The sequence below is a fragment of the Isoptericola halotolerans genome (assembly GCF_045689585.1).
In the GTDB taxonomy this organism is placed as follows: Bacteria; Actinomycetota; Actinomycetes; order Actinomycetales; family Cellulomonadaceae; genus Isoptericola; species Isoptericola halotolerans_B.
The window spans coordinates 295,305-308,444 of sequence record NZ_CP140108.1; the positions used below are offsets into that span (position 1 = coordinate 295,305).

Annotated in this window: 13 protein-coding genes; 5 read left to right on the plus strand and 8 right to left on the minus strand. The window is 74.3% G+C overall.

Annotated features, from left to right (window positions below):
* Positions 1-3: 3 nt before the first annotated feature.
* The 3 genes from menD to UQW22_RS01405 are packed head-to-tail and all read right to left on the minus strand — an operon-like array spanning position 4 to position 3,175.
* Entirely contained in the window at positions 4-1,908 is a 1,905-nt protein-coding gene (menD, locus tag UQW22_RS01395; protein ID WP_407319050.1) for a 2-succinyl-5-enolpyruvyl-6-hydroxy-3-cyclohexene-1-carboxylic-acid synthase, read from the minus strand.
* Positions 1,905-2,930, minus strand: coding sequence for an o-succinylbenzoate synthase (locus tag UQW22_RS01400; RefSeq protein WP_407319051.1), 1,026 nt, complete (start codon positions 2,928-2,930; stop codon positions 1,905-1,907). The genes menD and UQW22_RS01400 overlap by 4 nt, the downstream gene beginning before the upstream one ends.
* Positions 2,931-2,989: 59 nt before the next feature.
* Positions 2,990-3,175 carry a hypothetical protein gene (locus UQW22_RS01405; protein ID WP_407319052.1) on the minus strand — a complete coding sequence of 62 codons (186 nt, stop codon included), beginning with the start codon at positions 3,173-3,175 and terminating at the stop codon, positions 2,990-2,992.
* Positions 3,176-3,371: 196 nt separating this feature from the next.
* Here UQW22_RS01405 and UQW22_RS01410 point away from each other — a divergent pair, with 196 nt between their 5' ends.
* Together UQW22_RS01410 and UQW22_RS01415 are read left to right on the plus strand one after the other, a co-directional pair.
* On the plus strand, positions 3,372-4,130 hold the full coding sequence (locus UQW22_RS01410) for a SurA N-terminal domain-containing protein (RefSeq protein ID WP_407319053.1): 759 nt from the start codon (positions 3,372-3,374) through the stop codon (positions 4,128-4,130).
* 226 nt (positions 4,131-4,356) lie between these two features.
* Complete coding sequence (locus tag UQW22_RS01415) at positions 4,357-5,334, plus strand: 1,4-dihydroxy-2-naphthoyl-CoA synthase (RefSeq protein ID WP_407319054.1); 978 nt, start codon at positions 4,357-4,359, stop codon at positions 5,332-5,334.
* A gap of 24 nt (positions 5,335-5,358) precedes the next feature.
* Here the strand turns inward: UQW22_RS01415 and UQW22_RS01420 are convergent, their stop codons facing one another.
* Positions 5,359-6,429 carry a DUF3048 domain-containing protein gene (locus UQW22_RS01420; RefSeq protein ID WP_407319055.1) on the minus strand — a complete coding sequence of 357 codons (1,071 nt, stop codon included), beginning with the start codon at positions 6,427-6,429 and terminating at the stop codon, positions 5,359-5,361.
* A gap of 186 nt (positions 6,430-6,615) precedes the next feature.
* On the opposite strand from UQW22_RS01420, the gene UQW22_RS01425 reads away from it, so the two are divergent.
* Both UQW22_RS01425 and UQW22_RS01430 read left to right on the plus strand, forming a co-directional pair.
* The gene (locus UQW22_RS01425) at positions 6,616-7,863 is read left to right on the plus strand and encodes an AMP-binding protein (RefSeq protein ID WP_407319056.1); all 1,248 of its coding nucleotides are present in this window, start codon (positions 6,616-6,618) and stop codon (positions 7,861-7,863) included.
* A gap of 11 nt (positions 7,864-7,874) precedes the next feature.
* Positions 7,875-8,744, plus strand: a complete 870-nt coding sequence (locus tag UQW22_RS01430; RefSeq protein ID WP_407319057.1) for a 1,4-dihydroxy-2-naphthoate polyprenyltransferase — start codon at positions 7,875-7,877, stop codon at positions 8,742-8,744.
* A gap of 46 nt (positions 8,745-8,790) precedes the next feature.
* Here UQW22_RS01430 and UQW22_RS01435 read toward each other — a convergent pair whose 3' ends face one another.
* Complete coding sequence (locus UQW22_RS01435) at positions 8,791-9,099, minus strand: DUF4229 domain-containing protein (protein ID WP_407319058.1); 309 nt, start codon at positions 9,097-9,099, stop codon at positions 8,791-8,793.
* A gap of 109 nt (positions 9,100-9,208) precedes the next feature.
* Between UQW22_RS01435 and UQW22_RS01440 the strand changes: the two genes are divergently transcribed.
* Positions 9,209-9,547, plus strand: coding sequence for a PLD nuclease N-terminal domain-containing protein (locus UQW22_RS01440; RefSeq protein ID WP_407319059.1), 339 nt, complete (start codon positions 9,209-9,211; stop codon positions 9,545-9,547).
* Between the two features lie 85 nt (positions 9,548-9,632).
* Here UQW22_RS01440 and ccsB read toward each other — a convergent pair whose 3' ends face one another.
* The 3 genes from ccsB to UQW22_RS01455 are packed head-to-tail and all read right to left on the minus strand — an operon-like array spanning position 9,633 to position 13,137.
* Complete coding sequence (gene ccsB, locus UQW22_RS01445) at positions 9,633-10,589, minus strand: c-type cytochrome biogenesis protein CcsB (protein WP_407319060.1); 957 nt, start codon at positions 10,587-10,589, stop codon at positions 9,633-9,635.
* A gap of 2 nt (positions 10,590-10,591) precedes the next feature.
* Entirely contained in the window at positions 10,592-12,343 is a 1,752-nt protein-coding gene (locus UQW22_RS01450) for a cytochrome c biogenesis protein ResB (RefSeq protein ID WP_407319061.1), read from the minus strand.
* Positions 12,343-13,137: a cytochrome c biogenesis CcdA family protein gene (locus tag UQW22_RS01455; RefSeq protein WP_407319062.1), complete on the minus strand. Its 795-nt coding sequence runs from the start codon at positions 13,135-13,137 to the stop codon at positions 12,343-12,345. The genes UQW22_RS01450 and UQW22_RS01455 overlap by 1 nt, the downstream gene beginning before the upstream one ends.
* Positions 13,138-13,140 lie beyond the last annotated feature (3 nt).

Below are 13,140 nucleotides of genomic sequence, written 5' to 3' on the forward strand. Positions count from 1 at the left end.
CCGTCAGCGACTCCCTCCGCCGACCACCGCGGCGTGGATGCGAGCCGTGAGGTCGCGCGACTCGGCGAGCCGGTCGGCGCGCGGTACGCGCACCTCCACCACCCGCACCCCGTGCGAGGGGCCGGCCAGGGCGTGGCGCAGCGAGGAGACGTCCTCGACGAGCCGGTGGTCGACGCCGTACCCGGCGCAGAGCGTGGCCAGGTTCGCCCCGTGCGGGGTGCCGAACACGCGCTCGAAGGTCGCGGCCGCCGTCGGCCCCGCCGCCGCGAGCGCCCCGTGCTCCAGCGTCGCGAAGATCGAGCCGCCGTCGTCGTTGACCACGACCACGTCGAGGTCGACGGCGGGCTCGCCCGGGCCGTGCAGCAGCCCGCCGACGTCGTGCAGGAACGTCAGGTCTCCGACGAGGGCACGGGTGCGGCGCCCGGTGCGCGCGGCGCCGACCGCGACACCCGCGGCGGTGGACAGGGTGCCGTCGATGCCCGCCAGGCCCCGGTTCGCCAGGACCAGCGGGGACGGCTCGGTCCGTAGGCCGAGCACGAGGTCGACGTCGCGGACCGGGTTCGAGGCCCCGACCACCAGCACGTCGTGCGGGGCGGAGACCGTGACGACGGCGCGGGCGACCGCGAGCGCCGCGTGGGGGGCGGTGAGCAGCCCGTCCGCCACCGCCTCGTCGCACGTCGCCGCGTCGACGACGGCGGCCGCGGCGTCGCTGGCCGCGCGCCATCGGGTACGGAAGGCCCCGCCATCGGCCGGTTCGGTAGGCACGAACCACCGCTCGTGCAGCGACTCGACGACGCGGCGCGCGTTGCGGGCGGCGTCGGGCCAGGGGCCGCCTCCGGGGGCGACGACGGTGACGGCGACGCCGGGCCGGGCGAGCAGCCGCTGCACGGGGCGGGACAGGGTGGGGTGACCCAGGACGACGACGTGCGCGACGTCGTCGGCCAGGCCGTCGGCCCCGAGCACCGAGCGGTGCGCGACGACGGCGAGCGGTCCGCCGGTGCTGCCCGAGGAGGGTTCGGCGAGCAGCGGCCAGCCCTGCGCCTCGGCGAGCCGCCGGGCGTCCGGTCCGGCGCCGTCCCCGGCGACCACGAGGGTGCGGGACGGGTGGCCGGGCAGGGCCGGGTCGGCGCCGGGGCCCGGAGCGGGCTCCACGACGTCGACCGCCCCCCACGAGTTGTCAGACTCTCCACGAGGTATGCGTCGCCCACGTCCTGACAGCTCGGGAGCCGCGCGAGCTGTCAGGCTCTCCGCGACGTTGGCGTCGTCCACGTCCTGACAGCTCGGGGGGTGCAGCGGATCGCGGTAGGCCAGGTTGAGGTGGACGGGACCCGGGTACCGGTCGCGCAGCCCGCGGGCGGCAGCCAGCGCCCGGCGGGCCGTGGCGAGGAGGTCGCGGACCTCCCCGGGGCGGCCGTCCGGAGCAGGGACGTCGACGGCGGCACGCACCGCGGTCCCGAAGATCCCCACCTGGTCGGTGGTCTGGGACGCGCCGGTCCCGCGCAGCTCGTGCGGCCGGTCGGCGGTCAGCACGACCAGCGGCAGCCGGGCGTGGTGCGCCTCGAGGACCGCCGGGTGCAGGTTCGCCACCGCGGTGCCCGACGTCGTCACGACGCCGACAGGTCGCACCGCCGGACCCAGCGCGGCCGGGGCGCCGCCGTCGGCCGCCGGACCGACGGCCGACCCGCGGGACAGGCCGAGAGCCAGGAAGCCGGCCGAACGCTCGTCGATCCGCACGTGCAGGACGAGGTCGCCGCGCGCGTCCGCCTCGGCCAGCGCGTACGCCAGAGGGGCGGAGCGCGAACCGGGTGCCAGCACGACGTCGCCCACGCCCTGGGCGACGAGGTCGGCGACCAGGGCACGCGCCGCGTCCACGGCCGGGCTGGGGTCCGGCGGCGGCACGGCGGTCATGCGGCGCCCTCCGCGTCCAGCAGGGCGGCCAGCCGGTCGTGGCGGGCGAACCACCTCTCGCGCAGCTCAGACGGCGCCGCGGCGGCCGTCAGGGCCCGCGCCTGCGGGGCGACCCGGCCCACCGGCAGGCTGCCGTCGACGGGCAGGAGCGGGACGTCGGTGACGTCGCGGACGAGGAGCTGGGAGGTGGCGAGCCCGCAGGCGTGCGGCAGCTCGGGCAGAGCGGCGGCGAGCGCCACGCCGGCCGCGAGTCCCACGGACGACTCGATCGCCGAGGACACGACGACCGGCAGCCCGACCTGCTCGGCCAGCTCCAGGCACGCCCGGACGCCGCCGAGCGGCTGCACCTTGAGGACCACGACGTCGGCGGCCTCCTCGCGGACCACCCGCAGCGGGTCGGCGGCGCGCCGGATCGACTCGTCGGCCGCGACGGGCACGTCGGTGCCGCGGCGGACCGCCGCCAGCTCGGCGACCGTCGTGCACGGCTGCTCGACGTACTCCAACCCGCGGGCCGCCGCGTCCAGCAACGGGATGCGGTGCAGCGCCTCGTCGAGCGACCAGGCGCCGTTCGCGTCCACGCGGATCGCAGCGTCGGGCATCCCGGCCTCGTCGAAGGCGGCCCGCACGGCCTCGAGGCGGGCGATCTCCGCACCGACGGGCTCGACCGGACCCGGCCCGGCCCCGGCAGAGCGCTGCGCGACCTTGACCTTGGCCGTGCGGCAGCCACCGGAGGCGAGCACGATCTCGCGGGCGCGCTCCGGCCCGACGGCCGGCACGGTGACGTTCACCGGCACACGGTCGCGGACGGGCACGGGGAACGGGTGGTCCGCCGCCTCCCGGGCAGCGCGCAGCCACGCGGCCGACTCGGCGTCGTCGTACTCCCAGAAGGGGCTCAGCTCGCCCCAGCCGGCCTCGCCGCGCAGGAGCACTCCGTCGCGGACGTCGAGGTGGCGGAACCGGGTGCGCAACGAGGACGACCAGACGAACCGGTCCTGTCTCGTCGCGGAGAGGGTGGCGGGCACGCTCTCAGGGTAGGACGAGCGGGCCGGGCCGCGCGGCCGGTGCCGCGCAGGTCCCTCCGTCAGTCCGTGAACTCCTCGGGCGGCGTGCGGTACGTCCAGCGGTTCCCGCCGCGCGCCGTCGTCACCGGGACCGACTGCGTGGCGGCGGTCGCACGGCGCAAGGAGGCGGCGTCGTAGGCGATGAGCTCGTCGACGACCTCGTCCGGGTCGGCGACCTCGGTGTCTCGAGGTGGCATCGTGTTCATGCCTCCATGGTGCCTCCCGTGTGTGCAGATTTTCAGGACGACGCGCGCGGATGCTCGGCATGCCCTGCAAGAGCTTGGCGTGCCGAGGGCGCTTCGCCCCGCCCCGTTCCTGAACGGGACCTGATCATCCGGTCGACCCGCTCCCAGGTTCGTGTGACTACGGTCGGTGGACCAGTACCCATCACGAGGAGTGACCATGTCGATCAAGCGCCCGCTCGTCGCGCTCTCTGTGGCCGCGGTCGTCGCGCTCGCCGGCTGCACGTCCGAGACCGACGACCAGAATCCTGAGAGTAGCCCGAGCGCGGGGGCGCCCGAGGCCGGCGCCGGCCTGCCCGAGGCCGACCTGGAGGACGTGCCCGACGTCGTCGCCGAGGTCAACGGTGAGAAGGTCGAGCGTGAGGAGTTCGTCACCACCTACGAGGGTCAGCTGCAGCAGGCGGCGATGTCCCAGCAGAGCACCGGCCAGGAGGTCGACCAGGCCGCCCTCAAGAAGCAGGTCGTCGAGCAGCTGGTGGGCAACCGGCTGCTGACGCAGGCGGCCGACCAGTCCGGCATCGAGGCGACCGAGGAGGACGTCCGGACCACGCTCGCCGGCATCGCGACGCAGAACGGGATGCAGTCCGCGGACGAGGTGATCGCCGCTCTCGGCGAGCAGGGCATCTCGGAGGACGAGGTGCGTTCGGACGCGGCCTCGCAGTTCGAGGTCAACGCCTACATCGAGGCCGAGGCGGACGTCGAGGAACCGAGCGAGGACGAGCTGCGCGAGCAGTACGACACGATCGTCGAGCAGATGGAGTCCCAGGGTGGCGAGGGTGCCTCGCAGGCCGAGATCCCGCCCTTCGAGGACGTCCGCGACCAGCTGGCCCAGCAGGCGATGGGCGAGCAGCAGAGCGCGGCGGTCGACGAGATCGTGGCCACGCTCCGTGACGAGGGCGACGTGACCATCCACCTGTGAGGCGACAACCACCCCGTCCGGTCGCACGTAGCCGTACTCGCTGCCGGTGATCACGCCGAGCACCGCGGGTACACCGGTGCGCTCGGCGATCCTCTCGATGTACGCCACCAGCGACGACGACAGTTTGCAGGCCGTCCAGGCTGCATCCTGCAGTGGTACAGGACGTCACTCTGCAGACAGGGACCGGAGCGGCCGACAGCCCGTGGAGCGCACTACGCTGGCTCGCGTGAGCAACAGCGACCTCCCCGCACCCGTCTCCGAGACGTTCGACGCCGGCCGCTGGCGCACGGTCGCCGGGTTCGACGACCTGACGGATCTCACGTACCACCGGGGCGTGGAGCGCGACACAGCGGGCGCCGTCGTGCGCGACCTGCCGGTCGTCCGGGTCGCCTTCGACCGGCCCGAGGTGCGCAACGCGTTCCGCCCGCACACCGTCGACGAGCTGTACCGGGTGCTCGACCACGCCCGGATGACCTCCGACGTCGGGACCGTGCTGCTCACCGGCAACGGACCGTCTCCCAAGGACGGCGGCTGGGCGTTCTGCTCCGGCGGGGACCAGCGCATCCGGGGACGCTCCGGCTACCGGTACACGACGCCCGACGGCGCGGGCCGCCTCGGTGACGACGCCGACGCCGTGGACCCGGCCCGCGCCGGGCGGCTGCACGTCCTGGAGGTGCAGCGCCTCATCCGCACCATGCCCAAGGTGGTGATCGCCGTCGTCGACGGCTGGGCCGCCGGGGGCGGGCACTCGCTGCACGTGGTCGCCGACCTGTCGATCGCGTGCCGTCAGCACGGGAAGTTCAAGCAGACCGACGCCGACGTCGGGTCGTTCGACGGCGGGTACGGCTCGGCCTACCTGGCGCGCCAGGTCGGCCAGAAGCGGGCGCGGGAGATCTTCTTCCTCGCGCGGGAGTACTCGGCGGATGACGCCGAGCGCTGGGGCGGGGTCAACGAGGTCGCGGACCACGAAGGCCTGGAGGACCTCGCGGTGGAGTACGCCCGGACCATCGCCGGCAAGTCGCCGCAGGCCGTCCGGATGCTGAAGTTCGCCTTCAACCTGGCCGACGACGGGCTCATGGGCCAGCAGGTGTTCGCCGGGGAGGCGACCCGCCTGGCGTACATGACGGACGAGGCCGTCGAGGGTCGCGACGCGTTCCTCGCCAAGCGCGACCCCGACTGGTCGGGATTTCCCTACGCCTACTGACCGGATCCGCCCGCCGGGCGTCGCTCACTCGGAGACGGTGAGGGAACCGGTCGACTGCGGCATCAGTCCGATCCACGTGCTGCCCGGCTCGAGCTCGACGGTCTCACCGCCGGCCGTCAGCTCGATCGGGTCGTCGAGCGCGCCCTTGGACCACTCGACCTCGACCGTGCTGCCCCCGCTCGCCACCACACCGGGCCCGGAGGAGTCGACGAGCTTCGTCTCGGGCACCGCCGCACCGGACGAGTCGTGGAACTCCGTGGCGACGACCTCCACCTCGAGCACGACCACGTTGGTCGCCGCGTGCTGGTCCCCCGACGCCGCCATCGACGGGCTGCTGCCCTCGCTGCGCAGCCAGGTCTCCGAGTCCCCGTCCCACGTCCACCCGGTGGTCTGCATGCGGGACATGACGACCTCCAGACCGGAGGCGGGCTTCCCGTCGGTCTCCGCGGTGCTCTCCCCCGGGTCGTCCCGGAACGCGAACTGCTCCGGCGGCGGGACCGTCCGCTCGCCGTCGGCCTGGGCGAGGAACGCCTCCGGGTCACCGATCACGTTGTGCGGGGCGTACCGGTTCGGGTCACGGCTGAACCCGGCGTCGCCGGCGTCCATGATCACCGACTGCGTACCGCTGTCGTTCACCGCGTCGATGAACGGCGGCTGGGCGCCGGAGTAGGCGAGGATGCCGTCCAGCGGCGCGACGATCGCCGGGTCCATCGGCCGCACCGACCGCACCGGCTCCACGGTCTCCGGGACGCTCGAGTGGTACACCGCCACGTAGCGGGTGATGCCGCCCTCAACGACCTCCTCCCAGACCATGTCGGCCTGCGTCAGCCCGGTCTGCGGCCGCGCCTCGCGCGAGTTCTCGATCTTGATCGCCAACGCCGGACGGTCCGCGACCTCGTCCGACTCGACCCCGGTCAGCGGCCACACCGTCGGCACCTCCGGCGTGGGCGGCGACGCCTTCGGGGCACCGTCGACGGCGGCCGGGACGGTCGTCGTGGGCGCGGGGGCCGGTTCCTCCCCGCTGCAGGCAGCCAGGAGCAGGGCGGTCCCGAGGAGCGCGCCGGGCGCCGCCAGCCGCGTCAACCGTGCGGTCATCAGTCCTCCAACGGTGTGTTCTGCCGCACACGGTACGTCACGGGGCACCTTGCGAGGCTGTCCAGCCGCTCGACGCGCGCCCGGGACGACTCTGCTGGGCGCGAGCAGACGTCGCGCCGTCCGCGCAGAGCAGGTCGTGAACCGGGCGCCCCGTGACCACCGCCCCGCGCGGCCTATCGTGAGCCGGTGAGCACTCCCGACCTCGCCACGCTCGTCGACGGTGTGCGCCGTGCGCTCGACGGCGGCCCACCCGTCGCGCCGCTGCCCCGCCTCACGGCGCAGGCACCGCCGTCGGGCACCGCGCTGGTGGTGCGCACGTCCGGCTCGACGGGGACGCCGCGCGAGGTCGCCCTGACCGCTGAGGCACTGCGCGCGTCGGCCACCGCGACCCGCGAGCGCCTCGGTGCCGCCGGCCGCTGGGTGCTGACCCTGCCGCCCACCCATGTCGCTGGCATGCAGGTGATCGTCCGCGCACTGCTCGCCGGCACCCCCTTGACCGCCGCCCCCGAGGGCCGCTTCACGCCCGCGGGGCTCGCGGACCTGCTCGACGCACCCCTGGCCACCGGCGACCCGGTGCACGTCTCCCTCGTGCCGACCCAGCTCCACCGCGTGGTCGAGGCCGCCGACGGCGGTGCACCGGCCGCCCTCGACGCGCTGGCCCGCTGTGGTGCGGTGCTGCTCGGCGGGGCCGCGACCCCACCGCGGCTGCTGGCCCGCGCCCGCGACGCCGGCGTGCCCGTGGTACGCACCTACGGCATGTCGGAGACCGCCGGCGGGTGCGTGTACGACGGCGTGCCGCTGCCGGGCGTGCAGGTCCGGCTCGCTCCCCTCTCCGAGTTGTCAGAACGCGGACGGGGTGTACCGACTGCTCGCTCTGACAGCTCGGTGGGGGTGGTGGAGCTCGCGGGCCCGACGCTCGCCGTCGGGTACCTCGGTGACGACGACGCCACGGCTGCGGCGTTCCACGACGACGCGGACGGGTGCTGGTTCCGCACCAGCGACCTCGGCACGCTGACCGACGGGGTGCTGCGCGTGCTCGGCCGCGCCGACGACGTCGTGGTCACCGGCGGGGTGAACGTCGCCCCCGCGGCCGTGGAGTCCGTGCTCGGCGAGCTGCTCGGCGCCGAGGTGTGCGTCGTCGGCGTGCCCCACGACGAGTGGGGTCAGGAGCTCGTGGCCGTGCTCTCCGACCCTGTGGGTGCACGACACGCCGTCGAGACGCCCGGCCCAGCGGCGCGTCGTGCACCCACAGGGTCTGGCGCGTGGGAGGCGGCCGAGCTGGCCCGGGTGCGGTCCGTCGTCGCGGATAGACTCGGCCCGGCCGCCGCGCCCCGCCGCATCCTGCGGGTGGCCTCCCTGCCGCTGCGCGGTCCCGGCAAGGTCGACCGTGCCGCCGTCGTCGACCTGGTGCGCGCCCGTGCGGCGCGCGACTGAGAGGAGCACGCATGGCCACCACGGCCGAGTGGGTCGCCGGAGCGCGCCCCCGGACCCTGCCCGCCGCCGCCGCACCGGTGGCTATCGGCACCGGTGCCGCCGCGCAGGTCGACGCCTTCGCCTGGCTGCCCGCCGTCCTCGCGCTCGGCGTGGCCCTCGCGCTCCAGGTCGGCGTCAACTACGCGAACGACTACTCCGACGGCGTCCGCGGCACCGACCTTGACCGGGTCGGCCCGCTGCGGCTCACCGCCTCCGGCATCGCGCGGCCGGGACAGGTCAGGGCCACCGCGTTCGGCGCGTTCGGGGTCGCGGGTGTGCTCGGGCTGGCGCTGTGCGCGGTGAGCGGGCACTGGTGGCTGATCGCCGTCGGCGCGGTCAGCATGCTCGCCGGGTGGTACTACACCGGCGGCAAGCGGCCGTACGGGTACGCGGGTCTCGGCGAGGTCGGCGTGTTCGTGTTCTTCGGGCTGGTGGCCACCCTCGGCACGACGTACACCCAGGCGGACCGGATCACCTGGCCCGCGGTGCTGGGCGCCGTCGGGGTGGGACTCATCGCCTGCGCGCTGCTGATGGTCAACAACATCCGGGACATCCCCACCGACGTAGTGGCCGGCAAGCGGACGCTGGCGGTGCGCCTCGGCGACCACCGGGCCCGGCGGCTGTACGCGCTGTGGGTGGTGCTGCCGGTGCTCCTCGGGCTCGCCTGCGCGGTCTGGAACCCGTGGGCGTTCCTCGTCGCCCTGCTCCTGCTGCCCGCCGTGCTGCTGGCGGTGCCGGTGATCGCCGGTGCACGCGGCAGGGCGCTGGTCCCGGTGCTCGCCGGCACGGGGATGTTCGAGCTCGCCTACGGCGTGCTGCTCGGGCTCGGCCTGGCGCTGTAGTACCGCCTCCCGACGCCGACCAGGAAGCTGGGCCCGGAACGGGCCGCTATTGCGGGCCCGGCTTCCTGTTCGGCGCGTCGGCGCGGCCGGGTTCGTGGTCCCAGTCCTCCGCGGCGGCGTCCTCGTCGATGATCCGGCCCAGCCCCTCCTGGCCGGCGCGACGACGCTCCGCGCGCTCGGCGAGCCAGCGCGCGGCCGCGTCCTTCTGCTTCGGCAGCACCAGGTAGGACACCGCGAACGCGACCACGACGGCCACCAGCACCAGCAGCCAGCTCCGCAGGCCGACCAGGTAGCCACCGCCGAGCGCGACGGCGAACAGCAGCAGGCGGAGCAGGGTGTAGATCACGAGAGGCACCGCCCCAGGATACGTCCGGCGCTCCGTCGGCCGGTCCGGTCGGTCCGGTCGGTCCCGTCCGTGCCGACCGCGATTCGGCCCCGGTCCGTGGGCGAACTAGGCTGGAGGAATGTTCCGCGTCCTGGTCGGCCTCGCCGTCGTCGGCCTGCTGGTGTACAGCCTCGCCGACCTCTCCGCGTCCGAGGAGGAGGATCGCGCCGGTCTGCCGAAGTGGTTGTGGGTCGTCATCATCGTCCTGCTGCCGATCTTCGGCCCGATCACCTGGATCGCCACCAAGCAGTCGCGCCGCCGCGGAGGATCCGGCGGCCGCGGGGCGCGCCCCGGTCGCGGTCCTCGCCGGCCGTCCGGCCCGGTGGCCCCGGACGACGACCCGGACTTCCTGTGGCGGCTGGAGCAGGAGAAGCGTCGCCAGCAGCGCCGCGAGGGCGGCGACGACACCGCGAGCTGACGCCCGGTCCCACGAGGTGGGTGCGCGCTACCTCGCGGGGGCCAGCGCTACCTCGCGGTCCGCGAGCGCTACCTCGCGGTGCGGGTCAGCTGATGCCCGAGTAGGAGTGCTTGCCGTTGAAGATCAGGTTCACGCCGGTGAAGTTGAACAGCACGCAGGCGTAGCCGACGACGACGAACCACGCTGCCCGGCGCCCCGACCAGCCGCGCGTCGTGCGCGCGTGCAGGTAGGCCGCGTAGACGACCCAGATGACGAAGCTCCAGACCTCCTTGGGGTCCCAGCCCCAGTAGCGGCCCCAGGCGTCCTCCGCCCAGATCGCGCCGCCGATGATCGTGAACGTCCACAGCACGAACCCGACCGCGTTGAGCCGGAACGACATCGACTCCAGGGCGGTCGGGCCCGGGGTGCGGTCCAGCCACCGGAAGCCCGGCCGGGTGAGGAACGGGCTGCCGGTGTCGCGGGAGTCGCGCAGCAGCTGCAGCGCCGACATCACGAACGAGACGGTGAAGATGCCGGTGGCCACGATGGCGACACCGACGTGCAGGACCAGCCAGTAGTTCTGCAGCGCCGGCTGCACACCGGTCGCGGCGACGTGGAACGAGTTGAGACCCACCACGAGGAAGAGGGTGGCGAGCCCGGTGACGAACGCCCCGAGGAACCGCACGTCCCGGCGCAGGTTGAGCACGAGGAACACGACGAGCGCGATGAACGAGCCGACCATCGTGAACTCGTACATGTTGGCCCACGGCGCCCGCCCCGCGGCGAGCCCGCGCAGGACGATCGCGGCGAGCAGCATCGCCGTCGCCAGCCAGGTGGTGGACATCGCGATCCCGGCGGCCCGACGGCGCGGCTCGGCCCCGACCGGTGCGTCGGCGGTCACGCTCGTCGTCGGCCCGGCACCGACGACCGCCCGCTCCTGCGTGCGGGCGCCGACGCGCTCGTCGGTGCGCCGGCCCAGGTCGACGGCGAACGCGATCATCGCGACGGCCAGCGCGGTCGCGGCAGCCCAGACGAGCAGGTCGCTCAGCTCGGCGATCTCCATGGTCAGCCTCTCTCGGGGTCGTGCGTCGGTACGGGGTCGGGCAGGGGGGCGAGCTCGGGGACCGCGGCCAGCGTGCGGTCCACCTCGGGCTGCAGGCCGAGGTCGTCCCCGCGGGCCAGGCCCGCGACCTCGACGTGCGTGACGCCTTCGTGCTCCCAGGATCGCACCCAGACGCGGCGGCGCGGCAGGAACAGCGAGCCGGTCAGGCCGACGAGCGCGGCCAGGGAGAAGCCCAGCACCCAGCCCAGGGAGGGGTCGTGGCGCAGGTCCAGGGCGACGTACCGCGGGACGTCCTCGCCGAGCGTGACGGTCCCGAGACCGTCGGGCAGCTCGACGCGGTCCCCCGGTTCGAGCAGGAGCGTGACCCGCTCGCCGTCCTCGTCCACGGAGGCCGTGAGGTTCTCGGTGTCGAGGCGGTACACGTTCTGCGGCACACCGTCGTCCAGGCCGAGGTCGCCGCGGTACACCTCCAGCACGAGCAGCGGGTCCTCGGGCGAGGGGAAGACGGAGCGGGCCGAGCCGTCGGGGTCGATGACCGCCGTCGGCAGGAAGTAGCCGATGAGCCCCACCTGGTCGAGCCCGCCCGTGACGTCCGGGACCTTGACGACGCCGCGCGAGGTGTAGAGCTGGTCCTCCGGGATGAACGGCACCCGCCCGGAGAACGCGACCTCGCCCTCGGCGTCCTCCACCGTGATCTCCGGGGCGTAGCCGTTGCCCTGCAGGTAGATCTTGGACCCGTCGATCACCAGCGGGTGGTTGACCTTGATGGTCTCCTCGGACGCCGACCCGTCCGGCTCCGTCACCGTCACCGAGGCCGTGAAGTCCCGCGACTGAGCGAACGCCGCGCCGTCGGTCGCGAACTCCGACGTGAACTCGTCCAGCGTCATGGAGAACGGGACGAGCGACTCGGGCTGGAACCAGGCACCGCTCTCGAACGTGTCGTAGTCGACGACGGCGTTGGCGAACCCGCGCCCCTCGGTGATGATCGCCTGACCGCGGTAGTGCATCAGCTGCCCGACGCCGACGGCGACGACGAGGCCGAGCAGCGCCAGGTGGAACAGCAGGTTGCCGCTCTCGCGCAGGTAGCCGCGCTCGGCGGCCACGGTGCGGGCCGCCGGCCGGGCGGGCACCCGGCCGCGCGCCGCGCGCGCCTCGTCGTCCGCCGTGTCCACGCGGAACGTCGGGAGCCACCGTGACCGGCCGCGCAGGTGCTGCGCGACGGCGTCGGTCACCGCCTGCGGCGACGCGGACGTCGTCCCGGACGCCTGGGCGGGGAAGCGGCCGAACCGCGCCGGCGTGCGCGGGGGCCGGTTCCGCAGCGCCTTGGCGTGCGCGATCGTGCGCGGCACGATGCAGCCCACCAGCGAGACGAACAGCATCAGGTAGATCGCCGAGAACCAGGCCGAGGAGTAGACGTCGAAGAACCCGAGCCGGTCGAGCCACTCCCCCGCCGTCGGGTTGTCGCCCAGGTACTCGAGGACGGCCGCGGGGTCCTGGCTGCGCTGCGGCAGGATCGACCCCGGCACCGCGGCCACGGCGAGGAGCATGAGGAGCATGAGCGCCACGCGCATGCTCGTGAGCTGGCGCCAGGTCCAGCGCAGCATGCCGCGCCAGCCGATCCTGGGTGCCCGTGCGGTGCCCGACGGCGGCGCACCGGCCGCCGGCCCGGCCTCGGCGTCGGTCGTCTCGCCGCCGCGGGCGCCCTGGGTGAACTCGTCCGCGATCCCCTCGGGACGATAGCTGCGACCGCTCATCACACCACCGTCGTGTATCCGCTGATCCAGCTCTGCAGGACGCTCGTCAGCGAGCCCCACAGGCCGGTGACCATGGCCAGCCCGATCGCGACGAGCAGCCCGCCGCCGATCCGCATGATCGCGAGCCGGTGCCGGCGCAGGAACCCGAGCATGCGCTGCGAGGACTGCAGACCGAGGGCGACCAGGAGGAACGGCACGCCGAGCCCGACACAGTACGCGATCCCGAGGACCACGCCTCGTCCGGCCGACGCCTCGTTGAGGGCGAGGGACTGCACCGCGGCGAGCGTGGGGCCGAGGCACGGGGTCCAGCCGAGCCCGAACACCACGCCGAGCAGCGGCGCGCCCCACAGGCCCGCGCGAGGGCTGACGTGCAGGCGGCGCTCACGCTGCAGGATCCCGATGCCGCCGAGGAACGCCACCCCCATGACGATCACGACGAGTCCCAGCACCCGCACCAGCACGTCCTCGTACCGCACGAGGTAGGAGCCCACGGCGCCGGCGGCCGCCATGAGGGCCACGAACACCGCGGTGAAGCCGAGCACAAACAGCCCGACCCCGGCGACGACGCGACCGCGCCCGGGAGCGCGCGCGGGTGCGGCCGTCGTCGTCCCGCCCGCTGCACCGCCCGTGGTCCCGGCGTTGGCCGCGGCGAGACCACCGACGTACCCCACGTACCCGGGCACCAGCGGCAGGACGCACGGCGAGGCGAACGACACCAGGCCGGCGAGCAGCGCGACGAGCACGGCCAGCAGCAGGGAGCCGCTGACCGCCGTCGTCGCGAAGAACTCACCCATGGG